The sequence below is a fragment of the Streptomyces sp. NPDC051822 genome (genome assembly GCF_044452745.1).
Lineage (GTDB): Bacteria > Actinomycetota > Actinomycetes > Streptomycetales > Streptomycetaceae > Streptomyces.
In genome coordinates this window covers 867,577-893,184 of the sequence record NZ_JBITBZ010000003.1, presented here as the reverse complement: position 1 = coordinate 893,184, position 25,608 = coordinate 867,577, and the positions used below count along the sequence as shown (strand labels likewise).

The window sequence follows — 25,608 nt, the reverse complement described above, 5'->3', positions numbered from 1 at the left end:
CACCGGGCCGGGTCATGAGGCCAGGAACGGTGCGACGACGGCCGTGAGCGCCGGGTGGGCCAGGATGTCGTAGTGCCCGGCGCCGGGCAGGATCGCCAGCTGGGCGGTGGAGCGGCCCGATCCGTCGAATCCCCCGTCCCGCAGGCCTCCGCCGAGCAGGGCGTAGAACTCCGCGATGTGCGCGGGCGGCACCGCGTCGGCGTCGCCGAAGACGAGCAAAGTGGGCGCCGTGATGGAGGGGATCTCGGCGCTCCAGTCGTAGTCCCGCCGCTTCAGCTCCGCCGTCCTGGCGACCAGCACCGGCCAGTCCTCCGGCCGGGGCGCGAGCCGGGCGTAGAGCTCGTGGACCGGGGACCGCCTCATCATCTCGGCGGCCTGGGCACTCATCCCGTCCATCGCCGCGACGACTTCGGCGTGCCAGCCGTCCCGTCGGCAGGGCGTGGAGACGACGACGAGCCGGCGCACCGCCCGCGGGTGCTGGATCGCGGTCCGCAGGGCGACGTCCGCCCCTGTGGAGTAGCCCAGCAGGTCGGCCTGCTCCAGGCCGAGGTGCTTGATCAGGGCGGCGATGTCGTCCGCCATCAGCTCCGGGCGCAGCGGACGGTCGATGTCGGCCGTCCGCCCGTGGCCCTGCAGGTCCACCAGGACGACCCTGCGGTTCTCCGACAGCGCCGGCACCAGCGGTGCGAACGTCTCGCCGGCCCCCAGCCCGCCGTGCAGCAGGATCAGGGGCTCACCGGAGCCGTGCTCCTCGAAGTACAGGGACAGGCCGTTGACCTCTGCGTAGCTCATCGCGGTCACCCTTCGTCGTGATCAATGCGAGGTGGACCGGAGAGGTCCGTGAAACTCATCGGTCAGGGTCTCCGAGAGCGGCAGCCCGGCGCGCACCCGGGTGGAGCGATCCGCTGACACGCGCTGCGCCGTACGGCCAGAATGGTGCGCGATCCAACTGAACGGTTCCCGGGGGTTGTTGTGAGCACATTCATGGAGTTCGACACGGAGAACGGCGCGGTCCTGGTGGAGGCCGACGGTCTCCAGCCGGGGCAGCGGCCCGTCTCCCGTGGCGGGAACTCCCTGGTCCGGGCGGGTCAGACCCTCGACGAGGCCCTGGTGAGCATCCGTACGGCAGCCGAGTCCGCCCTCGCGGTGTTCCGCGGCGGGTCGCTCCGGCCGGACGGCGTGGAGCTGGAGTTCGGGGTCAAGCTGACCGCGGAGGCGGGAGCGGTGATCGCCAAGACGGCGGTCGAGGGGCATCTGGTGGTACGGCTCTCGTGGACCCCGGACGGTCTCGGCACCGAGGCCACGGCTTCGATTCCGGACCAGCCGGCCGACCCGCGCGACGCCCCCCGGCGCTCCGGGGACGGCTCGGCGCCCCTGGCGGGTGACGTGGCGTCGCCCGAAACCCGGTGATGCCGCCCTCCCCCGCATGGCACGTGCGTGTCGACCGCGCGGGAGCGGTCCTGGGCTCCGGTTTCCTCGTCGGTCCCGACACGCTTTTGACCTGTGCCCATGTCGTCCAGGACGTCGACGACGTCTCGGTCTGGTTCCCCGGCGCGCAGGGCCTCGGAGACGTCCCGGCCCGGGTCGCCCTGCGCGGCCCGTGGGGCGGGGCGACGACCGACACCGGTGACGTCGCCGTACTCACGCTCCAGCGGCCGGTCGTCGTGCCGCCGGTCGTCTTCGCCGAGCCCGAGGGCATGGAGGACGTGGGCGCGCCGCCCCGTCTGGTGGCGTACGGATTCCCCGAGGGGTACGGGCGGGAGGGCGCCCAGACCGAGCTGCGGGTGACCGCGGCCGGCCAGCTGATCCACGACGAGTGGAACCAGGCCGAGTACTGGTCGGGGCACGGACAGGAACCCTCGTACGGTTTCAGCGGCGCCGCCGCGATGCGCGTCGGTGACGGCACGGTCGTCGGGATGGTCGCCTCGTACGACCCCGCCGTGCGCAACGCCCGGATCATTCCCGCCCGGGTGCTCGCCCGGCACGTCCCGGCCCTCGCCGAGCTGGTGCCCACGCCCGGATGCACGGCCGCGGAGAAGCGTGAGCTGCGTGAGCTGGTGGACCGGGCCGAGCGGTCGGGGCCGCTGCCCGTACCGGTCGACCGGCTGGTGCGCGCCGCCGTCGGCCGTTTCGGCATCGCCGGCCCTCCGGCACCCGTCGGTCTCTGGCAGGGCGTCTGGTACGTACTCACCGAATGCCGTCCGGCCGGCGGTCACGTCCCGGCCGCCGAGCTGGCATCCCGCCTCGCGGACCAGGTGGGGGACCAGGAACTGCGCCGCGCCCTCCGCGTCTGGGCCCGCGACCACCGCGCCCGCCACGGGGAGGGGTTCGCGCCCGCGCCGGGCGCCGGGAACCCCGCCGGGAGTCCCACCGCGCCGGTCCGCCCCGCCCAGGGCCCGCCGTACGGCGGCCCCGAGGACGACATCGGGGGCGCCGGCTTCGTGTACGGGGCCGCACCCGACTCCGCCCGTCCGCACTCCGGTGCCGGCGCCGGTGCCGGTGCCGGAACCCGGCATCGCCCCGCCGGGGCGGCGGCTCGGCGGCCGGGCGCCGTACAGCCCGGCACCGCGCTCCCCTGGGCACCGATCCTCGTCGAGGTGCGGCGCAGCGGCGCCGACAGCGGGACGGTCCTGGCGGAGGTGTCCGTCTACCGGGGCGGCGACCGGCTGCTGGTGAAGGCGGACCAGCTCACCGTGGGCCGGTTGCGGGGCTGGGTGGTCGACCGGATCGACGAGGCCTACGAGGACATCGTCGACGGCCGTCCGCTGGTGGCCTTCGCCCTTCCTCGCGGCTGGCTCAACAAGGACGTCGACCAGTGGACCCGCAGGCGCGGCAAGGAGCCGCCGCTCGGGTGTCGTTCGGCGGTCGTGGTGCTCGACCACGACCGGCGGACGAAGGGCCGCCAGCAGTTCGAGCTGCGGCGGATGTGGGACGAGCTGGACCGGCAGGCCGGCTCTCCGCTGCACCGCGTCGACTGCGCCAACCGGCAGCGGGCGCCCCAGCTCTCCGTCCTCCTTCAGGACGTGCGCGGTGCGGTCGGTTTCGCCCGCCCGCCGACGGGGCCACGGGAGCGCGACCTGCACGGCGCCGCTCTGGACGCGCCGGCGCCGATCGTGCTGTGGCCGCGTGAGGGCTGTCCGCCGGGACGGCCGTGTGCCGGGCACTGTGCGGGTGCCGGCTTCCTGGACCGGATCGCGGAGCGGATCTCGCTCCTGCCCCCGTCCGAACTGCCGGATTTGATCTTCCGGTTGCGCAAGGAGGCGTTTCTCCACGAGGGTTCCGAACCGCACTGGGCGGCGGCGGGCGTCTCCCTCGTCTGGGAGGACCCGCGCCGCTTCCCCGAGGCCCGCCCCCTCGGCCGGTCCCCCGTCGCCTGACCCTCCGACCACGCCTCACCGCCTCTGGACCTCGCCCCAGGAACCCTGGAGAACCACACATGGCCCTCTGGCCCGTCTACACCGGATCGAGCGACCCGCACGACGGCGTCGACGCCCTGCCCGACCCGCCGCCGTGGCGGACCTTCGACGGCGGTCCCGCGCTGCCCCCCGCGCCGGAGGAGGAGACGCAGGGTGGGGCCCCTGGACGGGTGCACCGGGCCCGGACATACCAGCCGACGCCGGAGACGGTGCAGCTCGTGAACGCCGCCCTGCACCTGCGGCGCCCGCTGCTGGTGACGGGCCCGCCGGGCAGCGGCAAGTCGAGCCTCCCGTACGCGGTGGCACGGGAGTTGAAGCTGGGCCGGCTCCTGCGCTGGAACATCACCAGCCGCACCACGCTCACCGACGGGCTGTACCGCTACGACCCGCTGTCACGCCTGTACGCGGCCGGCCGGGTCGGCGTGGGCGAACCGGTCAGCGAGGAGACGGCGATCGAGGACCATCTGCGGCTCGGCCCCCTGGGCACCGCGCTGCTGCCGTACGAACGGCCGCGCGTGCTGCTCATCGACGAGATCGACAAGTCCGATCTGGACCTGCCCAACGACCTGCTGCACGTCCTGGAGGAGGGCCAGTACGAGATCCCGGAGCTGGTTCGGGCGGCACGCTCGCATCCGGTGGCCGAGGTGATGGTGGCGGACTCGGAGGAGCGAGTGCCGGTGCGCCACGGCGAAGTCCGTTGCCAGGCCTTTCCGTTCGTGGTGCTGACCAGCAACGGCGAGCGTGAGTTCCCGCCCGCCTTCCTGCGCCGCTGCGTCCGCCTGGAGCTGCGCCGCCCGTTGCGCGAGCAGCTCGAGGACATCGTGCGCGCCCACCTCGGGGACCTGGACGAACGCGACCACGCCCTCGTCGACGCCTTCCTGCGCCGTGGCAGCGCGGGCGAACTGGCCACCGACCAACTTCTCAACGCCATCTATCTGACGCGTACGTCCGGTCTGGAGGAGCCGTCCAGGGAGGAACTCGCGGAGAGGCTGATGCCGTACCTGGGACGCGCGGCGGAGACGTGGGACGCGGATGACGTCTGAGCGGGGGCGGGCCGCCGGCGACGCCGACCGCTCCTCCGGCACCCTGGGCGCCCTCGCCCGGCTCATCGGCCGGGCCGGTGAAGGGCCGCCGACGGGTCGTGAACTCGCCGAACTGCTTTGGCTGGCACGGCAGACGGAGAGGCCGGGGCAGTTCGAGGACGCCGGGGCGGCCGAGCGGGCCGCGACGCGCGTCGCCCGGCCCGGGACGCGTGTCCCGCCCGCCGCGGGCTCACCGCCACGGGAGGAGGCGCCGACGCCCGAGACCCCGAGACCCGTTCCGCCTCGGCCCCCCGCTCCCCCGCCGCCACGGGTGCCACTGCGCACCCCGGCCACCGCGCCCCGCACACCCGAGCCCGCCCTCCGGCACACCCCGCTGCTCGCACCCGCGCCGCCGATGCTCGCGCGGCCGCTGGCCCTGCAGCGCTCGCTGCGCCCCTTACGGAGGACGGTCCCGAGCGCGGCCGGCCGGGAGCTGGACGAGGCGGCGACCGCCGACCGGATCGCCGCGCTCGGTGCGGGGCGGAGCGGCTGGTTCCCCGTCCTTCGCCCCCGGCAGGAGCGCTGGCTGCACCTGCGGATCGTGTACGACACCGGACCGACGATGACGATGTGGCAGCCGCTGGTACGCGAACTGCACACCGCGCTCGCGCAGACCGGGGCCTTCCGTACGCTCGACGTCCTGCGGCTCGGCCCGGACGGCCGGCTGCCGCTGCGCCATCGGGAACGCGGCCGCACCGCCGTCCTCGTGGTCAGCGACGCGATGGGCCCGCAGTGGCGCGAGGGCCCGGCCGGGCTGCGGTGGCGCGTCACCCTCGCCGCGCTCGGCGCGGAGATGCCGGTCGCGCTGCTCCAGCCGCTGCCCGAGCGGCTCTGGCGTCACACGGCCGCACCCGCCCAGCCCGGCCGGTTCGCCTCCTCCGCCGCCGGGGTGCCCAACTCCGCCCTGCACTTCGCCCCGTACGACCGGGGCCAGGCGCCGGCGGGGGTGCCGGTCCCGGTGCTCGAACCCAGCGACACGTGGCTCGGCCACTGGGCGGCCCTGGTCGCCTCCCCGTCGGGCGCCGAGGTGCCGGGCGCGGCGGCCTTCCTGACCCCGAGCACGCTCACGCCCCCGGAGGACGCCCTCGTTCCGGCGGAGGCCGACCCGGAGGAGCTGGTGCTCCGCTTCCACGCGGTCGCCTCGCCGCAGGCGTTCCGGCTGGCCGCGCATCTGGCCGTTGGCTCGGCGCACCTGCCCGTGATGCGGCTCGTCCAGGCAGCCGTCGAGGAGCGGCCCGCACCACAGCACCTCGCCGAGGTCGTCCTCAGCGGCATGCTGCGCGCCGACCCGGGCGCGGGCCCCGGCGTGTACGACTTCCGGCCCGGTGTCCGCGACCTCCTCCTCGGCGCCCTCCCCCGCACGTCCCTGGTCGCCACGGCCCGGCTCCTCGCCCGCGTCAGCGCCGAGATCGACGCACGGGCGGGCGCGCTGCCGGGGGAGTTCCGCGCGCTGGCGGAGAGTCTGGAGGAGCAGGGCGGGGAGCGTGCCGCGGGACGTCCGTTCGCCCTGGTGAGCGAGGAGAGTGTGCGGCTGCTGCGGGGAGCGGAACGGCCCGTGGCGCCCGGCGCGGCCGCCACCGCCGCCCCTGCGGCGGCGGCGCCCCCGGGCTCCGCGGTCGCCGGGGACGGGGCGGCGGACTGGTCGCGGATGATCGCCGCCCGGTACCTCCCGCTGGGACGCAGGCGCGACACGTCCGGCGAGCTGCTCCTCGCCGAGGACACGATCATGGACCGCCGTGTCCTCCTGCGGGTCCACCCGCATCCCGCGCCCACCGGATTCCTGGCACGCGTGGACCAGCAGCGGAGCATCACCCACCCCCACTTCGTACGGATCCACGGCGGCCTGGAACTCGACGGCCGCTGCGCCGTGGTCATGGCGGACCTTCCTGGCACCACGCTGCGCGACCTGTTCTTCGGCCGGCCGACGGGCCTGGACGCCGAACCCGCCATGGAGTGGGCCGCGATGCTGTGCTCGGCCGTCGTCGCCCTGCACGACGCCGGGTTCGTGCACGGGCGGATCCAGGCGGACCGCGTGCTGCTGTCCGACCGGAACGAACCCCTCCTGACCGATGCCGCCCCGTCCGTCGACGGCCACCGGATCGAGGACGACCTGTACGACCTGGGGCGGCTGCTCTACGAGCTGGCGACCGGCCGTCCCCTGCAGGACGGTGTCGCTCCGCTGTCACCCCGCGAGGTCAGGCAGGACGTGCCGTTCACGCTCGAACAGGTCGTGCTGGGGCTGCTCTCGGCCTACGACGCGCACCGGCGTGACGCCGTGCGGCGGATGGCGGACATGAGTACCGCGGGCGGGGGAGGTCCGCAGTCGACGACAGCGGCGTTCCGCCGCCCGAACTACCGGGTGCTCGGCCCGGTCAAGGCCTGGTTCGACTCACTGCCGGAGACGGACGCGCTGATCCTGGCCCGGCTGCTGCTCGCCCGGGGCGGCTGGGTGACGTTCGACGATCTGCGTCGCACTCCGCCGGATCCCCTCGCCGAGGACGTCCTGCGGAACCAGCTCGCCCGGCTCGGCGCCGACGGGCATCCCATCGAGCAGGACGAGGACGGGGCACGGATCGTCCTGACGGGCGGGCACTTCGACCTGGCTCACGCCGAGAAGCTCCTGACGGGCGCGGGAGCGGCGGCGGGCAAGGGCGACCGCGAGACGAGCGCACGGCTCCTCCGGGCAGCCCGCCTCCTGCTGCGCGAGGAGCCGCTGGCAGGGCTGCAGGGCTCGTGGGCCGAGGCCCAGCGGGAGCGGCTCCTGGCGCTGTACGAGAGCCGGGAGGAGCAGCCGGCCGGGATTCTGGAACGGCCTTTGGCGGGGTCCCGGATGCAGGTCCATGTCTCCGACGGCGGCGACGCGTCGGACGGTGACGTCTTCCTGGGCCACCTGCGGGCCGTGCGAACAGAGACCGGAAGCGTGTGCGCCGACTACGAGCCGGTGCATGCTGTCGAAAAGCTCGTCGAGCTGGCCGAGCGGCACTGGGCGCCGCTCCCCGGCGGTGGTCCTGCCACCGTGCGCATCGCCCTGGCGGGGGAGGAGACCAACGGGGGGTTCCTCAACGCGATCGCCGCCGTACTGCCCGCCGCCCCCACGGACGGGCCGCCACGTCGGCGCCTGCTGCTCGCCTGTCCCGCCTGGGTCCACGGACCGGACGGCTTCCGCCTGCCGACCACCCAGGTGCCGGGGTACGACCGCTGGGTGTGGATGGAAGTGGCCGCGGACGCCTCGCCCGCCCCGCGGGCCGAAGAGGGCCGCGGTGGTCTCCTGGGCCGGCTGTTCGGCCGCCCTTCGGGCGGTGGACGGCCGTCCGCTCCGGAGGCCCGGCCGGACAGCGGGGCCGACGACGGGACGTCGGGCAGCGCGCCCTGATGACCGGCGTCGCGACCCGGCGCCGGTCACGAGACACCGTGGAACCGGGGGTCGGTCAATTCGGTGTACGGCGGTCGAGGGGAGCAGTAGAGTCCCGCCGGAACTTGCTGCAAGAACTTGCACAGCCGAGAGGGCCCCACCATGCCAGGATTCGCCCCACCCGTCGCAGATGAGCGCACGGCACTGACCGCCTATCTGGCCCACCAGCGGCGCGCGCTGCGCGTCACCGCCTACGGCCTGACCGAGGAACAGGCCCGCCTGACGCCCTCTGCGAGCGAGTTGAGCATCGGCGGACTGATCAAGCACGCCGCACGGTGCGAGACCTTCTGGACCGACCTCATACTTCAGCAGCCGCGCGAGGCGCAACGGTCGTCGGACGAGTCGGACGCCGACGAGTTCGAGCTCACCCCGGACGAGACACTGACCGGCGCGCTGGCCGCGCACGCGGCGGCGGCCGAGCGGACGGACGCGGTGATCGCCGGCATCCCGGACCTCGGCCGGCCGGTTCCGGTGCCGCAGGGGCTCCCCTGGTTTCCCGCCGAGGTGAAGGAATGGTCGGTGCGCTGGGTGCTGCTGCACCTGATCGAGGAGACGGCACGGCACGGAGGGCACGCCGACGTCATCCGCGAGACCATCGACGGCGCGACCCTCTACCCGCTGCTCGCCACGGCCGAGAGGTGGCAGGACCCGTGGTTCCAGCCGTGGAGCCCGCGCGCCTGAGCGGAGCCGGAAGCCGCGCACCCCGCCCCCAAGGTGCAACTTCTTCCTGAAACTTGTCGCAAGATCTTGTCGACCCGGATGGCCGGTTGCTCGACTCACCTGCGATCCGCGGTAGTTGAAGCACCTGCACGCGAGAGGAACAGCCATGAGCAGCGACTACGACGTCCTCGTCCTGGGAGGGTCGGGCGTCGACACGATCGTGTACGTCCCCGAACTCCCCCTTCCCTACGCCGACAGCTACATGATCCGACCGGGCATCGAGACCAGGGCGGGCCAGACCGGGGACTTCGTGGCGCTCGGCCTCAGCACACTGGGACTTCGCACCCACCACGTCGACATGATCGGCGACGACCCGTCGGGTGATCTCGTCCGCGCGTTCCACCGCGACCGGGGCATCGACTTCACCGAGGTCCCGCTGCCCGGCGGTACGAAGCGGGCCGTCAACCTCGTCAGCCCCGACGGCCGCAGGCTGTCGCTCTACGACGACAGCCGCTCGCAGGAGTCCGACCGCCTCCCCGACGACCTGATCCGGAAGCTGGCCGCGGCGAGCCGTCACGCGCACGTCTCCATCACCTACCCCTGCGCCTTCACCCTGCCCCTGCTGCGCGAGGCCGGCCTCACCGTCTCCACGGACCTGCACAACTGGGACGGGGAGAACCCCTACCACGAGGACTTCGCGTACGGCGCCGACATCGTCTTCGTCTCCACCACCGCCCTGCCCGATCCGGAGCGGACCCTGCGCCGGATCCTGGAGCGGGGCCGGGCCGAGGTCGTCGTCGCCACCGCGGGCGCCGAGGGCTCCTATCTGCTCACCGCCGACGACGGCCTCGTCCACGTCCCCGCCGTCTCCCCGCGCGCGCCCGTCGTGGACTCCAACGGCGCGGGCGACGCCTACGCCTCCGGCTTCCTCTTCGCCCACCTCGCGGGCGAGGACCCGCGACGGTGCGCCCTGCACGGCGCCGTCGCCGGGGCCTACGCCTGCACCGTGCCCGCCACCGGGAGCGACGCCATCGACCGCGCCGCCCTGACCGCCGCGCTCACCGCCTCCCCGTCCGCCGCGCAGGTCGCCGAGTGACCGCCGGCTCCTACGACGTCGTCGTCCTGGGTGGAGGCGTGGCCGGCTGTGGCCTGGCCTCCCGGCTGAGCGAGGGCGCCGGACGCTCCGTCTGCCTCGTCGAGGCGGGGCCCGACTACGGCCCGGACCCGGACGGCCGGCCGGCCGGGACGCTCGACTCCCGCGCGCTCCCCCGCGCGGACGTGCGAGAGCGGAACGTGCCCGTCCACCGGTTCCGGGGCCGCGTGATCGGCGGCTCCCGCTGCGTCAACGGCTTCTGGAACACCTGGGGTTCGGCCGCCGACCACGAGGAGTGGGAGCGCGCGGGCGGTACCCGCCGGGGCTCCGCGGCCATGAAGCCGTACCGCACCGCGGCCGTACCGCGGATGGGCCTGCGCGAGGCGCCCGACCGCGAACTGTCCCCGTGGAGCGTCGGGGCTCGCGACCGCCCGCCGGTTCGCCGAGTCCGCGGCCATGAAGGGGCTCGCCTCGCTGCCGGAGGATCCGCTCGCGCACGAGCTGCCCGAGGCGGAGTCCGTGCCCGCCTCGGCACGTACTGGCATCCGGTGGGGACGGGCGCGACGGGACCCGCCGCCGATCGGTCCGCCGTGGTCGACGGCGAGGGCCGGGTGCGCGGTGTGGCGAACCTGCGGGTCGCGGACGCCTCCGTGCTGCCGACGGTACCCGCCGCCAACACGCGGCTGCCCGTCCTGACCGTCGCCGAGATGCCGGCGGCCGCCGTGGCCGCCGCGCCCGGCTCATGAACCACGACACCGGCCCCGGAGGACCGACGCGCATGACGAAGAGAGCGACCACCCGTGGCGGACGTCTGGTGTACGGCTGCATGGGGCTCGGCGGCGACTGGGACACCCTGCCGTACGGCCCCGGCGACATCGCCCGCGCCGAGGCCGCGGTGGAGGCGGCGCTCGACACCGGCATCACCGCCTTCGACCACGCCGACATCTACCGGTACGGCAAGTCCGAGGCCGTCTTCGGCGAGGTGCTGTCCCGGGCCCCGGGACTGCGCGACCGGATCACCCTCCAGACGAAGATCGGCATCCGGCTCCCGGAGGAGGGCCGGCCGGGCCTGTACGACCTGCGCGGCCCCAGCGTGCTGCGCCGGGTCGAGGAGAGCCTCGCCCGGCTGCGGACCGACGCGGTCGACGTCCTGCTGCTGCACCGGCCCGACCCGCTGGCCGACCCTGAGGAACTCGCGGAGGCCCTCACCTCCCTGCACCGGCAGGGGCTGGTGCGCCGATTCGGTGTGTCCAACATGCACGCCGCCCAGATCGCACGCCTCCAGTCCTTCCTCGACGTGCCGCTGACCGTCGACCAGCTGGAGATGAGCCTCCACCGCAGGGACTGGGTGGAGGAGGGAGTGCTCGTGAACACCCCGGCGGGCGCCGGGGTCGGGTTCCCCGCGGGCACGGTGGAGTACTGCGGCGAGCGGGGCATCGAGCTCCAGGCCTGGGGAGCGCTCGCCGGCGGACGTTTCTCCGATCCGCAGGCCGGTCCCGCGGCCGCGCTCGTGGCCCGGCTCGCCGAGGACAAGGGCACCACCCCGGAGACGGTGGTGCTGTGGTGGCTCCAGCGTCACCCGGCCGGAATCGTGCCGGTGGTCGGGACGTCCCGACCGGAGCGCATCCGCGCCTGCCGCGACGCGGTGGGCCGTCCGCCCGGTCTCGGCCACGAGGAGTGGTACGCGCTGTGGACGGCCGCCCGGGGCGCGCCGCTCCCCTGAGCCGTCCGCACCCGCCTTTCCCCCCGACCCGTCGCCCGGCGTCGGCGTCCTCGCCCGGCCATCCCCTCCCCGCCCGGCGCCGCTCCGGCGCCGGGCCCACCACCGGTGACGCCGTCCCGTTCGCCAAGCACATCGACGCGATCATGTCGTACGTCGACACCATGAACGTGTCCCTGGACACGCTGCGGCCCGACCGCTACCGGGCGATCCGGGGCGCGGGAACGGCGGTCCGCACGTGCCGAGGCCGAGCACCGGGTCAGGTCCGGTTCGTGGCGCGCAGAGCCCGCCACTGGTAGCGGAGCGGCCGGACCTCAGTCGGTGGAGTCCAGGACTTCGTAGACGTGTTTGATGTAGCTGTGGGTGCGCTCCGAGCCGAGGATTCCGTCGCCCAGCCGGTTCATGGTGTACGAGAACGTGACGCGCCGGTCGAGGTCCATCATGACGATCGAACCGCCCCGGCCGACCCAGAAGCAGACCCTTCCGGTGGGCATGTGCGGCATCGTCCTCGCATCGGCGAGCGCGAAGCCGATGCCCCACCGCACGGGAACGCCCAGGAACAGGTCGACTCCGTCCGCCTGTACGTCGAGAACCTTCTCCACCGTCCCCTCCGAGAGGAGCCGGAGGCCGTTCACCTGGCCGCGTCGTGAGATCACGGAGAGGGCGCGGGCCATGCCCCGTGCGTTGCCGTGTCCGTTGACGGCGCCGAGTTCGGCACGGCGCCACTGCGGGGTGTCGACGTGCTCGTCCCGGGCGGGACTTCCGAGCAGGGTCTTGGTGAAGATCCCCTCGGGATCGAGGCCGGCGGGGATCCCGGAAAGCCGCGGCGGGGCCACCAGCTCGGCGATGCGCGGCCAGTCGGCCTGCCGCGCACCGATCTGGACGTCGGCCTGCGACGGCTTGGCGATCTCCGTGTCGACGAACTCGGTCAGGGTACGGCCGCCGGCCCGTCGGACAAGCTCTCCCACGAGCTGTCCCTGAGTCTGCACGTGATAGCCCGAGGCGCTGCCCGGCTCCCACCAGGGCGCCTGCGCGGCCAGCCGGGCGCTCGCGGTCGGCCAGTCGTACAGATCGTCCATGGTGAAGGGCTGCTGCCAGCCGGAGAGCCCCGAGGTGTGCGCCAGGACATGCCGCACCTCGATGTCCTGCTTGCCCTGAGCGGCGAATTCGGGCCAGTAGTGCGCGACCGGGCGGTGGAGATCCAGTACCCCCCGATCGACGAGGACGAGTGCCGCCAGACTGCTCAGGGTCTTGGTGGTCGACCACAGGCTGACCAACGTGTCCCGGCGCCACGGAACGGTCCGCGCTTCATCGGCGTGTCCACCCCACAGATCGACTTCCATGACGCCGTCGACGTCGACGGCGATCGACGCCCCCAACTCCTCGCCGGACTCCACGTGCGCTGCCAGCGCCGCTCGGACCGGCTCGAACCGGGCGGTGCTCGTTCCTTCGACATTGACCATGTCTTTTCCCCACTCCTGACGACGACCGTTCGATCGGTCAACGGAACGAACGCCACGCCGGTTCACACGTCGTCGCAGGTGAGGGGCGTCTGTCACCACGTCTGTCACCGCGTCTCCGCACCCGCCGGCGAGGTGATCGCGCCGAACGGCGTCCTGCTAATGTCCTGTCCGGTATGCGGGAATCGGACGACGGCGTCCTCGCCGCTCCGATCACCCGCGCCCCCGTCTCGGCGGACAGATCTCCGTGACGAGAGTCGCGCGGGTGCCCGGGTCCGCCGGAGCCCGGTCTTCGTCGTCGCGAGAGCGGGTCGCCGCGAGTCCGGGGATCATGGTCATCCGTGTGCCCCCGGTGGTGGCGCCGTCGAGCGAGATTCTGGATGAGTGCGGTGACAGATGTGGGGCAGGGCCTCTCTTTCGGACTGCTGGGTCCGCTGGTGGTACAGCGGGCGGGCACGGCGCTCGATCCCGGCCGGCGCAGGCAGCGGCTGCTGCTGATCCGCCTGCTGCTCGCCGACGGCCGGGCGGTCGCTCCCCAGACGCTGTGCGAGGAACTGTGGCCGCAACAGCCGGAACGGGCACCTGGCGGGGCGTTGGGCTCCCTGCACGCCCACGTCAGCAAGCTGCGCGCGGTCCTGGAACCCCAACACCTGCGCCGAGAGGGCACCTGCGAGGTACTGGTCACCGAACCCCTGGGCTACGCCCTGCGGGTGCCGCCCGAGAGCCGTGACACCGTGCGCTTCGAGCAGGCCCTCGCACAGGCACACCGGTTCATGGACCAGGGCCGGCCCGAACGCGTCGTGGAGGAGACCCGAAAAGCCCTGGAGATGTGGCGCGGCACCGCGTTCGCCGACGCCGCGCACCACCTGTTCGCCGTCAACGAGGCAGCACGCCTGGAAGAACTGCGGCAGACCACCCGCGAGGTCCGCACCACTGCCCTGCTCCTGCGAGGACGGATCGCCGAGGCCCTGGACGCGGCGCAGGAGATGACCGCGGAGCATCCCTTGCGGGAGACCGGCTGGGCCCTGCTGCTGCGCGCCCTGTACCTCGCCGGCCGGCACCCGGAAGCACTCCAGCGCTACACCGATCTGCGTCGGCACCTCGCCGACGAACTCGGTCTCGAACCGAGCCCGTCCCTGCGCGCGTTGCACCATGGCATCCTCCAGCACGACCTGCCGTCCCTTCCCTCAGCCGGTGAGTCGAACAGGTTCGGCACGGCACCCGCCTCCGGCGGGGGCACCGGACACGGGCGCGATCCGCTCGGGCCGACCACGTCCGGGACGCCGGAGGAGGACGCGGCCACCGCGCCCGTCGGCCCGGCCGCCGACGAACCGGCCGACGCGGCCGATGGGTCCGATGGGTCCGATGGGTCCGATGCGAGTGCCGGACCGGCCGCGGGTTTCGGGGGAATCACGTCGCCCCCTCTGGTACGTCCGGCTCAACTGCCGCGCAGTCTGACGGTGTTCGCGGGACGGGAGGCCGAGGGTGCGTGGCTGTCGGACGTGAGCGGTGCACCGGGCCGGACCGGGACGACCACTGCCTCCGCCGTCGTCGTCAGTGGTGCTCCCGGTGTCGGCAAGACCACGTTCGCCGTCCACCATGCCCACCGCATCGCCTCCTCCTTCCCCGACGGACAGCTTTTCGTCAACCTGTGCGGGTTCCACCCCCACGCACCCGCCGTCGAACCCGGCAGCGCCCTGCACGGCTTCCTCACCGCCCTCGGCGTTCCCGCCCAGCGCATCCCCGAGGACACCCCCGGCCGCAGCACACTCTTCCGCAGCCTCCTGGCCGACCGGCAGGTCCTCCTCGTCCTGGACAACGCCCGCGACGAGCAGCAAGTACGCCCCCTGCTCCCCGGGGGAACGGGCTGCCTCACCCTGATCACCAGCCGCAACCAGCTTCCCGGCCTGATCACCACCGACGGTGCCAGACCCCTCACCCTTCCTCTGCCCTCACAGGCGGAGGCCCACCAAGCCCTCGAGCGCCGTCTGGGCACCGAACGACTGGACGCCGAGCCCGCCGCCGCGGCCGACATCATCCGCCTGTGCGGCCGGCTCCCCCTGGCCATGGCGGTGGTCGCCGCCCGCGCCGAACTCGATCCCTCCTTCCCCCTCCACGCCATCGTCGACGACCTGCGAGACACCCACGGCGGCCTCGACGCGTTCACCGGCTTCGACTCGACCACCGACGTACGCGCCGTCTTCTCCTGGTCCTACCGGTCCCTGGACGAGCCCACAGCCCGGCTCCTCCGTCTCCTGGCCCTGCACCCCGGCCCCCACATCACCGCCCCCGCGGCCGCCAGCCTCGCCGGTCTCTCCGTCGCCCGGACCCGCCGCGCACTCGCCGGCCTGGTCAGCTCCTGTCTCGTGGAACAACCGCTGCCCGGCCGCTACAGCCTGCACGACCTCCTGCGCGGCTACGCCACCGAACTCACCCACACCCACGACTGCGCCCAGGATCGCCACCACGCCACCCTCCGGATCCTGGACCACTACATGTTCACCGCCCACGAGGCCAACCAGCTCCTCAAACAGGACACACCGCCCGACCTCGACCTCGGTGCACCCGGCCCGGGCGTCACCCCGGAGAGCCTCACCACCGTCCAGCAGGCGACCCGATGGCTCGCCGCCGAGCAGCGGGTGCTGACCGGCCTGCTCCACACCGCCGTCAGCCAGAAGCTGGACCACCACACCACCGGGCTGGCCTGGTCCCTCAAGGAACATCTCAACCGCCAGGAGTTCTGGCCCGAAGCGATCACCGCGCTGACCCCCGCCCTCGAAGTGGCCCGACGCCAGAACAACCGCCTCGAAGAGGGTCGTTGCCTCCGCCATCTCGGCAGCGTTCACGGATATCTCGGCCACCAGGAACAAGCCCTTCACCACCTGCGACGCGCCACCGCGATCTTCGAAGAGCTCGACGCGACCGGTGAACAGGCCCGAGCCCACTACGTCATGGCGTGTGCGCTGTTCCTGTTCGGCCAGGTCCAGGAGGCCGTGTCGTTCTCGGAGCGGGGACTGGAACTGTCCCGTGAGACAGGTGAGGAGCTGTGGTTGGCCGAGTGCCTCATCGAGCTCGCCTGGTTCCACTCCAACCTGGGGCACCTTGAGAAAAGCCTTCGGTACAGCGAGGAGGGCATCGCCTTGTTCCAACGCCTGGGAGCGCCGTGGCAGCTGGCCCAGGCCTGGGACATCCTGGGCTACAACCTCCGTATGCTCGGCCGTTACGAGGAGTCGGTGGACACCTACCAGCGGGCGACGCGGGCGTTCGAGGAGCTGGGCGACCACAGGAACGCCATAGGGTCGCTGATGCGGCTGGGCGACACCCGACTGGCCCTGGGCGACCGGGAGGGCGCACGGGCCGACTGGGTCGAAGCCCTCGAACGCGCCGACGAGCGAGCCATGTCCCACAGTGCTCAGCAGGTCCGTGACCGGCTCACCGCCCTGGACATGGAGGGGGACCCCATGCCCACCGTGCCGGAGAGAGCAGCCCATGATCACAGCCATAAGCTCCCGGTTCCGAGGAGCGGCAGCCCTGCGACTTAGGACTCCGACGGGGAGGGTTCAGCGGATGGTCCCCCTTCCGCGCATCCGCTGAGCTCAGGCGGCGCGTCGCGTCCCTCGGCGTCAGCCCCGACGGAGACGGCGCCCCGTCACCGTCGAGCGGTGGCGGGGCGCCTACGGGTCTCCGTCCGGCCGGTGAGAGGCCGGCCTCGGCCTCCTACTTGGCCAGGAAGGCGAGGAGGGCGTCGGTGACCTCCTGTGCGTGGGTCCACAGCAGGCCGTGCGGGGCGCCCTCGACGACGACGTAGTCGGCCTGCGGGAGCGCCTTGCGGAAGAGCTCGCCGGTGGATTCGATCGGCAGGATGCGGTCGGCGGTGCCGTGCAGGATCAGCGCCGGCACGTCGACCTTCCGGATGTCGGCACGGAAGTCGGTGGTCCACGTGGAGACGCAGGCCAGCGAGGCGTACCAGGAGGCGCCGGCGGCCACGTTCCAGCTGTTGCGGACCGCCTCCTCGCTGATCCGGGTGCCGAGGTTCTCGTCCAGGTTGTAGAAGTCCTGGTAGAACGCGGTGAAGTAGGCGTACCGGTCGGCGGTGACGGCCTGCTTGATGCCCTCGAAGACGCTCCCGTCGACACCCTCGGGGTTGTCGTCGGTCTTGAGCAGGAACGGCTCCAGCGAGGCGAGGAAGGCAGCCTTGGCGACCCGGGCGGAGCCGTAGGTACCGAGGTAGCGGCCGACTTCGCCGGTGCCCATGGAGAAGCCGACGAGGACGGCGTCGTCGAGGTCGAGGGTCTCCATGACGGTGTTCAGGTCGGCGGCGAAGGTGTCGTAGTCGTAGCCGGTGGTGGGCTGGCTGGAGCGGCCGAATCCGCGTCGGTCGTAGGTGATGACCCGGTATCCGGCCTCCAGCAGGGCCGCGGCCTGCTTCTCCCAGGAGTGGCCGTCGAGCGGGTAGCCGTGGATCAGCACGACCGGCTGCCCTGTGCCGTGGTCCTCGTAGTAGAGGTCGATGCCGGTGGAGTTCTCCTGGCCGACGGTGATGAACGGCATGGTGGTTGCTGCCTCTCGATGTGGGTTGTGGTGCGAGGTGATGGTCGGGTGTGGTCGGCGGTCCGTACGGGCCTTGACCTCGGATGTCCGGCGTCGGCACCTCGTCGTCCTGAAAACGGTGACGGGGTGAGCGCGGTTCACCGTCCGGGCGACTCGGCCGGCGAAGGCGTCTGCCGGAACGGCCTCCTGGCCGGATCGGCAGGTCCCGGTCAGCGGACCGTGCGGGCCGCCTTCTCCACGATGCGGGCGACGGCGTCGGGACGCGAGACGGACACCGCGTGCGAGGCGTCGATCTCAGTCGTACGGGCGTGCGCACGGGCCGACATGAAGCGCTGGGCCGCCACGGGGATGTTCCGGTCCCCTGTGGTGACCAGCGACCAGGAGGGAATCGTCTTCCAGGCGGCACGGGTGGACTTCTCCTCCAGCGCGGCGGCGGCGATCGGACGCTGCCCGGTGGCCATGAGCCGCGCCTTGTCCGCCGGGACGTCCGCGGCGAACTGCTGGTGGAACTTGTCCGGCTTGATGAAGACGTCAGCGCCCGAGGCTCCGTCGGGAAGCGTGTAGTTCACCGGGGCGACGACCTCACCGAGGGTGCTGCCGGGGAACTTGTTCGTCAGCCCCAGCGAGCTCTCACCCGTGTCGGGGAGGAACGCGGCGATGTAGACGAGAGCCTTGACCTTGTCCTCCAGGCCCGTGGCCGCCTGACTGATGACGGTGCCGCCGTACGAATGGCCGACCAGGACCACCGGGCCGTCGATGTGCTCGACGACGCTGCGCAGGTAGGCGGCGTCGGTGGCCGGTCCGCGCAGCGGGTTGGCGGCGGCCACCACCGGGTAGCCGACCCGCTGCAACCGCTCGACGACCCCGTCCCAGCTGGAGGCGTCGGCGAACGCCCCGTGCTCCAGGACGATCGTCGGCCGGTCCGGATGGTGGCGGGCCGACGTCTCGGCCTGACCGGGCAGGGTCGCAGCCGTGAGGGAAAGGCCGACGGCCGCGACGCCGAGCAGGGCGACCGGTCGGGTTGGCCTGGTCGGTCGGGTGATGCGCATTCTGGATGTCCTTCTGTGTGAGGGCTGACGCCCGGTGAGGGCTCTCATGTGGGCGGGCGTCACCGCTTCCTACGAGCGGCCCCGCGCCGCGGTTCACCGGCGGCGGTGACCTCGGCTGCGACCGACAGGCCGACCGGGCCGGCCTTCGGGACCGCCGACCCCGAGGCGTCAGGCGCCGTTCTCGAGCCTCTCGTACACCTCGACGGCGGTCATCAGGTGGCCGACGGTGTTGGGGTGGGCGGAGCCCGACGTCCGGGGCAGCAGCGGGTTGATCCACTGCCCGGACGGGGGCCGGCACATGTCGTGACCCCGGAACACCGAGGAGGTGTCGACGAACTCGGCCTGCTTCAGGAGAGCCGACATCTCCAGCATGAGGTTCAGCCGGTTCGTGGTCTGGTGGAGCCAGGTGACGTCACCCTTGGCCAGAGGCACGGAGGAACCACAGCCGCTCCCGTCGAGGGGGAACGGGTTGGGGTACCCGACCACGACGACACGCGCTCGGGGGCTGCGCCGCTTGATGTCGGCGAGCATGTCGGGCAGACGCGTGCTCAGCCTCGCGAAGCCAGCGTCCACCTCCTCGGCCGCCGCGTCCCGGCAGGGAGTTCCCTCCCGGGTGGTGAGACCGGCCAGGACGCATCTGGTGAGCACGTCGGAGAAGCCGAGGTCGTTGCCGCCGAGTGTGACGGTCACCAGGTCGGTGTCCTGGGTGAGGGCGTTGACCTGGGGTGCGGCCGATCCCTCGTGGTTCCACAACGAGCGCGTGGTGGCTCCGCCGCACGTGACGTCCTTGAAGACGGAGGGCTTGTACGTCTCGGCGACCCACGCCGGGTAGCTGCCCATGGAGCGCATGCACGTGGCGTCCGTCGTCAGGGGCAGGCCTGTTCCCGCGGCGTAGGAGTCTCCGAGGGCGACGTAGTGCTCGAAGGATCCCTGCCCGGAGACGCCGGTCGCGGCGGCCGGAGCGGCCCCGGACGTCAGCAGCGACGTGGTGAGAACGGCGGCCGTGGCCACTCCTCTGCGGATCTTCGAGTTCGGGTGAGAACGGGCCATGAAGTCCCCTTGAAATGGAAAGTGGCCGCACGAGTCGGCGGCCCGTCCTTGGGCACGCGCCGCGCGCGGACGTGTCCTTCGTCCCTACGACCGCAGCACGCACCGGGTTCACGTCTGGCGGGCTCCCTCCGCCACCACGCCGGACGTCTCCCGCCGCACGTCGGAGACGCCGAACTCGTCGCTTCGCGCTGCACACCCCGCGGCCGGGCCGGCGCGACAAGGAGACGACAAGGTTTGGAGAAGGGGTCCCGCCGAGTGTTGAGCCACTCCTCGCGCAAGGGGGAGAGCACGCCACGGAACACTTGACGAGAATTGAGCACCACCCATGAACGGGATCATGAAGGCGGGGACGGCCACCCTCGCTCCGACTCGGGCACATGCCCGGCACGCCGCCTCGGACACCGACGGCGACGCCTTCATACGAGACATCTACGAGCAGTACGGCCCTCTGCTCGTCCGATACGCCGCGCGGCTGCTGGACGGTGACTGGCACAAGGCGGAGGACATCCTCCAGGAGACCGCGGCGCGCGCCTGGAAACACTCCCGGCTCCTGGGCGCCCGCGGCGAACACATCCGGCCGTGGCTGTTCACCGTGACCAGGAACCTGGTCATCGACCACCACCGGGCTCGGCAGGTCCGGCCGCTGGATCTGATGGCGGTCGAGGATCTGGACACCTCCTGGGACGGCACGGAATCCACGATCACCTCCCACGCGGTGCTGGAGGCGCTACGGGAGCTGAAGGAGCAGCATCGGACCGTCATCCACCTCATGTACTACCTGGAATGCAGCGTGGCCCAGGTGGCCGAGCACCTCGGAATCCCGCCGGGCACCGTCAAGAGCCGCGCCTTCTACGCCGTGCGGGCACTGCGCAAGGCCTTGGGGAAACAAGGTGTGTTCGGCATGTAGCCACAGCGCGGGCGGGTGGTCCCGGCTCGGTCGTCCGCGCTCCGCGCCGCGGCAACCGGACGGGACTCGCCGTCGCCGTCCCATCCGGCGCCGCCCCAAGGCGGGTGTCAGGCCCTGTTCTCCGCCTGGAACATCCAGCTTTGTTTCTCCAGTTCAGCCGTCAGTCCGATGAGGAGATCCTGACTCACCGCGTCCACCGGACCGGTCTCCTCGATTCGTTCCCGCACCCTCCCGATGACCGCTGAGAGCGCATGCACCAGGGCGTCGACAGCGTCGCCGTCCTTCGTCCAGCCCGACGGGAGGGCAGGCACGCCGCTGGTGCCCGCGACGGTGACCGCCCGCCCATCCGGACTCACTCCCAGCGCAGCCGCGCGTTCGGCCACTGTGTCCGCGTAGTCGCGTGCGATCGTGGCAGCCTCGTCGAGCTGAACGTGGACCGAGCGAAAACGCGGGCCGTACAGATTCCAGTGCGCCTGCTTGGCCACCAGGGACAGGTCGAGCAGGTCGACCAGGGTCGCCTGCAGAGCCGCACCCGCGATCTCGCGGTCGCCCGCCGGGAGGGGGCTGTTGATCATCGTCATAGGTCTGCGGTCCTTCGGGAGTGTCGTCGAGATGAACACCGGCCGTCGTACGCACCCGCCTGGAGCGCCGACGGCCTCGACGCTGTGTACGGCCGCGGACCCCAAGGGGTTCAGCTCCTCGTCCGAACTGGGGACGAGCGAAAGCGGCCTGGTCCTGGTGGTGCCGTGGGTGGCGTAGTGTTGTACCTACCGACGCGGGGTGGAGCAGCTCGGTAGCTCGCTGGGCTCATAACCCAGAGGTCGCAGGTTCAAATCCTGTCCCCGCTACTGAAGTGACATGAGGCCCGGATCCACAGGATCCGGGCCTCATGCGTGCACCTGCAGTTCAGGCACCCGAGGGCCCGGCCCATGAGGCGCGGCGGGTTCGGGCCGCCGTCTCGCGCAGCAGCAGTACGGCCGCCGCCGACGCCGAGGGGCCCGAGCTCCGTGTCGCCAGGGACGCGCCCGCGCGGCGTACCGCGTCGAGGCGGAGGCGCTGGACGCCGACGAGGGCCCGCAGGAAGGGCCGGTACGAAGGGTCCACCACGCCGGCGAGGAGGGCGGCCGCCGCCAGGTCGGTGGCGGCCCGGTCCGCCTGTTCCCCGACGAGCCGGCCCAGCGCCGCGCCGGGCCGGGTGAGGTCCGCGCCGTGGCGTGCCACCGCGTCGGCGGGAACGCCGGGCCGGCCCGCGCGCACGTCCTCGGGCAGGTCTTCCAGGAAGTCGATGCGCTGCATTGCGCGGATGAGCCGGTGGCAGCCGTCCGTGAACACCTCCCGCGCCGGCGCGTCCGCGGGCGCGAGGAGACAGGCCGTGAGCATCAGTGCGGGCAGGGAGTACTCCCGTACGTACCGCTCCAGTTCCTCGTCGTCCGTGAGGGTCCGCCACGCGACCTCGCGCTCGCATCCCCGCAGGAACTCGTCCACATGGGCGCGCACGTCCGGGTGGCGTTCGGCGGTGCGCACCAGACAACGCAGCACGGGCAGTCCGGAGTCGCCTTCGGCGAAGGCCTTCCGTACGAGCCCGTCCCACTCCGCGAGGGCCGCCACCCGTTCGTCCGGTGTTCCGCGGTCGATCCGGTCGTCGGTGTCGTGCATGAACGCGACGGCGGCCACGACGTGCGGAAGCAGTGCGGCGGGGAGCAGCAACCGCGCGGCCGCGTATTCGGCGGTCCTGTACCTCCGCACGGCCCGCCGCTGCCTTGTGTAGTCCTGCCGCAGCCGCGGCTCTTCGACCCCGGCCCGGTCGAGGGCCCGCTTCCACATGCCGGTCTCCTGTCGTCGTCGGCTGCGAGCTTACGGGCGCTCGGGCAGAAAATCCGGATGAGCCCCCGGCATCCTCTCTGCCAGACTCTCCGCCGTGTACGAGGGGTTCGAGGTCGACGAGTTCGACGAGGTCTACGAGACGCATGTGACCGTCCGGTGCCGGACCGAGGAGGAACGGCTCCGGCTCGACGTGTGGGCGGCGGACCGGGGTCTGAAGGTCACCACCATCGTCCTGGCCCGAGGTCGGACGCCGGTCCAGCCGATGCTCACCCTGCCCGACAGGACCGGTCATACGGCCGTCGTGGCCGGGCTGCGGGAGGCCGGTTTCGAGCCGGTGCGGGTCAAGGTCGAGACGGTGCCGTGGAGCACGGAGCCCGCGGGCCCCGGCGGGGGCTACTACGAGCACCATCTCAAGCTGGCTCTGCCCGCCGGGTACGACCGGGCCGCGCTGGAGGCCCTCGTCATGCCGCACGGTGCCCACGTCTCCTGGAACGCCCGCCGGTTGCTGCCGGGTCCGGACGGGCGGCACGGGCGTTTCGTGACCCAGCGGCACCCGGGGCCCGCGGACGCGGCAGGATCCGCCTGCGGCGTACTCGTCACCACACTGGTCGCCGCGGGGCACGAACTGGTCTCCGAAGAGAGGGAGTTCGTCCTCTCCGACAGCGACCTGTCATGGGACGAGGGCTGGCTGGAGGAGGCCGTATGAACGAGAAGCAGTTGACACCGCCGGTCCCGGACGGGTCCGCCACCGGAGCGGAGTTCCGTGTCGACCACGCGCGCCGCAGGGACGAACTCCCGCACACCCTGACCGCCGGCATAGGCGACGCGGCCGTCCGGCACCGGGTCTTCGATCCGGCCCTCAAGCACTTCGACGAGGCCTACCGGCCCGGTGACGGCGTCGTCGAGGACCCGGAGCTACGGGTCCGCTGGCAGGCGGCCCGGCGCGCGGCACTGGAGCTCGTTCTCGCGGCCGTCGCCGGCTCGCCGTGGGCCGACTCCCTCGTTCTGCGCGGCAGCATGCTGATGTCCGCCTGGTTCGCGGAGGCCGCCCGCGCCCCGAAGGACATCGACTTCGTCGTCGTCCCCGAGACCTGGCGCATCGAGGAGCCGCGTACCCGCGCCATGCTCGGCGGCATCGCCGACGCGGCAGAGCGCCTTGCCGAGGAGAACGGTGCGGACCTGTCGATCTCGGCAGCCGGCGCCGTGTCCGAGCACATCTGGACGTACGAGCGGGTGCCCGGTCACCGTCTGGTCCTGCCGTGGACGGCCCCCGGTCTGCCCGGCGGCCAGGTCCAGCTCGACTTCGTCTTCCAGGAACGACTCCCGACCCCGCCCCGCCCGACCGAGGTCGCCGGCGTCCGCCTGCCCGCCGCGGACCGGGAACTGTCCCTGGCCTGGAAGCTCATGTGGCTGAGCTGCGACATGTATCCGCAGGCCAAGGACCTGTACGACGCGGTTCTCCTCGCCGAGAGCTGCGTCCTGCCACTCGCCCTCCTGGAGACGGTGCTGCGCGAGGCGGACGAGTGGCCGGGCCACCCGGACGAACCACTGAGCCTCGGGATGTTCGAGAACGCCGTCCGCGAGGTGGACTGGACGGGCTTCGACGACGCCCACCCGGACACCGAGAGCGCGAGGCGGAATCTGGGCACCCGCCTGCTGGCCGCCCTCGCTCCGGTACTCGGCGCGTCCCGCTGAAACCGACCCGGCGTTCGGGACGCCTGCCGACGCGAACGCCGGGTACGCGTCTCCCGTACGGACCAGCGACGCGGACCGCGTTCACGACCGCTCCCGGGGAGAGAAGAACATGACAGTCAAGGCGATGGGTTGGGCGCACTCGTTCCCCGTGTCCGGGGGTGTACGGGCCGGGCGGCAGTGGACGCGGGAGCATCTGGCGTCCCTGCCGTGGGCCGCGCGGGAACCCGACACGGTGGACTCCATCGTCCTGACCGTCTCCGAGCTGCTCACGAACGCCCACGTCCACGCGCACAGCGACGCACAGCTCGTGCTGACCTGGGACGGCGACTGCCTCCACATCAACGTCCACGACGAGGATCCGACGCTGCCCCGGCCCCGTGACGCCGACGGCGACGCGGTGTCCGGCCGGGGCGTGAGCATCGTGCAGGCCCTCGCGGACACGTGGAGCATGCAGTGCCAGCGGCACGGCGGCAAGACGGTGACGGCCTGCTTCCGCCCGGCCTGTTCGACCGGATCCCGAGGCCGTGACGCGGACTCCGGCGGCGGGAGCCACCACGAGGGGGACGAACGGTAGCCGCGGCAGCTCCACGCCCGATGGCCTGCGGGGTTACAGCGGGCCGGCGCCACCCGTGTATCCGTAGTACGAAGCCACCTGATCGCGGTACGCGACCTCGTCGAGGTGCTTCTCGCGGTGGAACTCGGGGGCGTTCTGGATCTGTTCCTTGGTCAGGTCCAGATAGATTTTCCGGTCCTCCGCGTCGATGCGCGAGATCGTGTTCGCGGGCAGGAGAACCTCCTTGCCGAAGATCCACACACCCGTGTCGACGACGACGTAGGCGTCGTCCACCTCTTCGGAGTGCTTGTCGACCTTGCCGATGCTCCCGTCGAGCGCCTCCACCTTGTAGCCGGTGAGGTCCGTGCCGACGGCGTAGTTGAAGGACGGCCGGTAGTTCCAGGCGTTCTCAGTCACGTACGAACAACTCCTGTTCGGGAATCGATGGCGTTCCGATCGGGCCGGGGCATGTTCTCCCGGCCGTCGTTCGGGTGCCCCGTTCCGCAGCCCGTATGCCTGGGGGGAGACCGCGGGCGGGCCGGTACCCGGCCTCGTCCTCGTTCGGTTTTCCTGAAGGAGGTGTGAGTTCTCGAGTGCGGGTTACGCGAATCCCCGTAACCCGTTCCCGAACGAGAAGGGTTTTCCCATGTCGAAGGTCGAGGAGTCCGTCGAGGTCGAGGTCCCGGTCCGCGCCGCGTACGACCAGTGGACCCAGTTCGAGACGTTCCCGCGCTTCATGGACGGCGTGGAGAGGATCGAGCAGCGTACGGACACGCTCACCCACTGGGTCACGGAGATCGGCGGAGTGCGCCGCGAGTTCGACGCCGTCGTCACCGAACAGATCCCGGACGAGCGCGTCGCCTGGACGACCGTCGAGGGTGAGGCGCGGCAGGCCGGCGTCGTCACGTTCCACCGCCTCGACGAGACCCGGACGAAGGTCATGCTCCAGATGGACTTCGCACCCGAGGGGCTGACGGAGCAGGTCGGTGACAAGCTCGGGTTCGTCAAGCGGAAGGTCACGGGCGACCTCGAACGGTTCAAGTCGTTCATCGAAGAGCGCGGAGGCCAGGAGACGGGCGCGTGGCGCGGCTCGGTGTGAGGTCCGGCGACCGGCGTCGTGCCGCCCGGCCGGCCCT

The 25,608-nt window shown here is 72.2% G+C and carries 24 protein-coding genes and 1 tRNA gene; 17 read left to right on the top strand and 8 right to left on the bottom strand.

The genetic code is table 11. The annotated features are described in order from the left end of the window. Window positions 1-12: 12 nt before the first annotated feature. Window positions 13-792, bottom strand: a complete 780-nt coding sequence (locus ACIA8N_RS14545; RefSeq protein ID WP_365782697.1) for an alpha/beta hydrolase — start codon at window positions 790-792, stop codon at window positions 13-15. 192 nt (window positions 793-984) lie between these two features. On the opposite strand from ACIA8N_RS14545, the gene ACIA8N_RS14540 reads away from it, so the two are divergent. The 9 genes from ACIA8N_RS14540 (at window position 985) to ACIA8N_RS14500 (ending at window position 11,682) form a co-directional block, all read left to right on the top strand. Further along, window positions 985-1,410, top strand: a complete 426-nt coding sequence (locus ACIA8N_RS14540; RefSeq protein WP_365782695.1) for a CU044_2847 family protein — start codon at window positions 985-987, stop codon at window positions 1,408-1,410. Next, window positions 1,410-3,377: a trypsin-like peptidase domain-containing protein gene (locus tag ACIA8N_RS14535; RefSeq protein ID WP_365782693.1), complete on the top strand. Its 1,968-nt coding sequence runs from the start codon at window positions 1,410-1,412 to the stop codon at window positions 3,375-3,377. Before ACIA8N_RS14540 ends, ACIA8N_RS14535 begins: the two co-directional genes overlap by 1 nt. Window positions 3,378-3,436: 59 nt before the next feature. Beyond that, window positions 3,437-4,459, top strand: a complete 1,023-nt coding sequence (locus ACIA8N_RS14530) for a MoxR family ATPase (protein WP_365782691.1) — start codon at window positions 3,437-3,439, stop codon at window positions 4,457-4,459. Next, entirely contained in the window at window positions 4,449-7,871 is a 3,423-nt protein-coding gene (locus ACIA8N_RS14525; protein WP_365782689.1) for an SAV_2336 N-terminal domain-related protein, read from the top strand. The genes ACIA8N_RS14530 and ACIA8N_RS14525 overlap by 11 nt, the downstream gene beginning before the upstream one ends. Before the next feature lie 141 nt (window positions 7,872-8,012). Further along, window positions 8,013-8,591, top strand: coding sequence for a DinB family protein (locus ACIA8N_RS14520; RefSeq protein ID WP_365782687.1), 579 nt, complete (start codon window positions 8,013-8,015; stop codon window positions 8,589-8,591). Window positions 8,592-8,736: 145 nt separating this feature from the next. Then, window positions 8,737-9,666 carry an adenosine kinase gene (locus ACIA8N_RS14515; protein ID WP_365782685.1) on the top strand — a complete coding sequence of 310 codons (930 nt, stop codon included), beginning with the start codon at window positions 8,737-8,739 and terminating at the stop codon, window positions 9,664-9,666. Beyond that, entirely contained in the window at window positions 9,663-10,409 is a 747-nt protein-coding gene (locus tag ACIA8N_RS14510; RefSeq protein WP_365782683.1) for a GMC oxidoreductase, read from the top strand. The genes ACIA8N_RS14515 and ACIA8N_RS14510 overlap by 4 nt, the downstream gene beginning before the upstream one ends. Window positions 10,410-10,441: 32 nt before the next feature. Continuing rightward, on the top strand, window positions 10,442-11,386 hold the full coding sequence (locus ACIA8N_RS14505) for an aldo/keto reductase (RefSeq protein ID WP_365782681.1): 945 nt from the start codon (window positions 10,442-10,444) through the stop codon (window positions 11,384-11,386). Next, complete coding sequence (locus ACIA8N_RS14500) at window positions 11,353-11,682, top strand: hypothetical protein (protein WP_365782679.1); 330 nt, start codon at window positions 11,353-11,355, stop codon at window positions 11,680-11,682. The genes ACIA8N_RS14505 and ACIA8N_RS14500 overlap by 34 nt, the downstream gene beginning before the upstream one ends. Window positions 11,683-11,697: 15 nt before the next feature. Here the strand turns inward: ACIA8N_RS14500 and ACIA8N_RS14495 are convergent, their stop codons facing one another. Next, window positions 11,698-12,846, bottom strand: coding sequence for a serine hydrolase domain-containing protein (locus tag ACIA8N_RS14495; protein ID WP_365782677.1), 1,149 nt, complete (start codon window positions 12,844-12,846; stop codon window positions 11,698-11,700). Between the two features lie 377 nt (window positions 12,847-13,223). On the opposite strand from ACIA8N_RS14495, the gene ACIA8N_RS14490 reads away from it, so the two are divergent. After that, window positions 13,224-16,385 carry a BTAD domain-containing putative transcriptional regulator gene (locus ACIA8N_RS14490; RefSeq protein ID WP_365782675.1) on the top strand — a complete coding sequence of 1,054 codons (3,162 nt, stop codon included), beginning with the start codon at window positions 13,224-13,226 and terminating at the stop codon, window positions 16,383-16,385. Window positions 16,386-16,560: 175 nt separating this feature from the next. Here the strand turns inward: ACIA8N_RS14490 and ACIA8N_RS14485 are convergent, their stop codons facing one another. The 3 genes from ACIA8N_RS14485 to ACIA8N_RS14475 form a co-directional block, all read right to left on the bottom strand. Further along, window positions 16,561-17,394 carry an alpha/beta hydrolase gene (locus tag ACIA8N_RS14485; RefSeq protein ID WP_365780928.1) on the bottom strand — a complete coding sequence of 278 codons (834 nt, stop codon included), beginning with the start codon at window positions 17,392-17,394 and terminating at the stop codon, window positions 16,561-16,563. 209 nt (window positions 17,395-17,603) lie between these two features. Continuing rightward, complete coding sequence (locus ACIA8N_RS14480; protein ID WP_365780929.1) at window positions 17,604-18,443, bottom strand: alpha/beta hydrolase; 840 nt, start codon at window positions 18,441-18,443, stop codon at window positions 17,604-17,606. Between the two features lie 168 nt (window positions 18,444-18,611). Next, entirely contained in the window at window positions 18,612-19,493 is an 882-nt protein-coding gene (locus ACIA8N_RS14475; protein ID WP_365780930.1) for an SGNH/GDSL hydrolase family protein, read from the bottom strand. 325 nt (window positions 19,494-19,818) lie between these two features. Between ACIA8N_RS14475 and ACIA8N_RS14470 the strand changes: the two genes are divergently transcribed. Continuing rightward, the gene (locus ACIA8N_RS14470) at window positions 19,819-20,400 is read left to right on the top strand and encodes a sigma-70 family RNA polymerase sigma factor (RefSeq protein WP_365780931.1); all 582 of its coding nucleotides are present in this window, start codon (window positions 19,819-19,821) and stop codon (window positions 20,398-20,400) included. 107 nt (window positions 20,401-20,507) lie between these two features. Here ACIA8N_RS14470 and ACIA8N_RS14465 read toward each other — a convergent pair whose 3' ends face one another. Continuing rightward, entirely contained in the window at window positions 20,508-20,981 is a 474-nt protein-coding gene (locus tag ACIA8N_RS14465) for a DNA starvation/stationary phase protection protein (RefSeq protein ID WP_365780932.1), read from the bottom strand. Between ACIA8N_RS14465 and ACIA8N_RS14460 the strand changes: the two genes are divergently transcribed. Together ACIA8N_RS14460 and ACIA8N_RS14455 are read left to right on the top strand one after the other, a co-directional pair. Beyond that, window positions 20,968-21,159: a hypothetical protein gene (locus tag ACIA8N_RS14460; RefSeq protein ID WP_365780933.1), complete on the top strand. Its 192-nt coding sequence runs from the start codon at window positions 20,968-20,970 to the stop codon at window positions 21,157-21,159. The two genes, ACIA8N_RS14465 and ACIA8N_RS14460, sit on opposite strands and share 14 nt — an antisense overlap. Window positions 21,160-21,174: 15 nt before the next feature. After that, window positions 21,175-21,248, top strand: a tRNA-Met gene (locus ACIA8N_RS14455). A 58-nt stretch (window positions 21,249-21,306) separates the two neighbouring features. Here the strand turns inward: ACIA8N_RS14455 and ACIA8N_RS14450 are convergent. Then, window positions 21,307-22,224 (bottom strand): squalene/phytoene synthase family protein, encoded by a 918-nt coding sequence (locus ACIA8N_RS14450; protein WP_365780934.1) that lies wholly within the window; start codon window positions 22,222-22,224, stop codon window positions 21,307-21,309. A 94-nt stretch (window positions 22,225-22,318) separates the two neighbouring features. On the opposite strand from ACIA8N_RS14450, the gene ACIA8N_RS14445 reads away from it, so the two are divergent. The 3 genes from ACIA8N_RS14445 (at window position 22,319) to ACIA8N_RS14435 (ending at window position 24,493) form a co-directional block, all read left to right on the top strand. Then, complete coding sequence (locus ACIA8N_RS14445) at window positions 22,319-22,930, top strand: hypothetical protein (RefSeq protein ID WP_365780935.1); 612 nt, start codon at window positions 22,319-22,321, stop codon at window positions 22,928-22,930. Then, complete coding sequence (locus ACIA8N_RS14440) at window positions 22,927-23,919, top strand: nucleotidyl transferase AbiEii/AbiGii toxin family protein (RefSeq protein ID WP_365780936.1); 993 nt, start codon at window positions 22,927-22,929, stop codon at window positions 23,917-23,919. Before ACIA8N_RS14445 ends, ACIA8N_RS14440 begins: the two co-directional genes overlap by 4 nt. Before the next feature lie 109 nt (window positions 23,920-24,028). Then, window positions 24,029-24,493, top strand: coding sequence for an ATP-binding protein (locus ACIA8N_RS14435; RefSeq protein WP_365780937.1), 465 nt, complete (start codon window positions 24,029-24,031; stop codon window positions 24,491-24,493). 33 nt (window positions 24,494-24,526) lie between these two features. Here ACIA8N_RS14435 and ACIA8N_RS14430 read toward each other — a convergent pair whose 3' ends face one another. Further along, window positions 24,527-24,889: a PRC-barrel domain-containing protein gene (locus ACIA8N_RS14430; protein ID WP_365780938.1), complete on the bottom strand. Its 363-nt coding sequence runs from the start codon at window positions 24,887-24,889 to the stop codon at window positions 24,527-24,529. Window positions 24,890-25,118: 229 nt separating this feature from the next. Here ACIA8N_RS14430 and ACIA8N_RS14425 point away from each other — a divergent pair, with 229 nt between their 5' ends. After that, on the top strand, window positions 25,119-25,571 hold the full coding sequence (locus ACIA8N_RS14425; RefSeq protein ID WP_365780939.1) for an SRPBCC family protein: 453 nt from the start codon (window positions 25,119-25,121) through the stop codon (window positions 25,569-25,571). Window positions 25,572-25,608 lie beyond the last annotated feature (37 nt).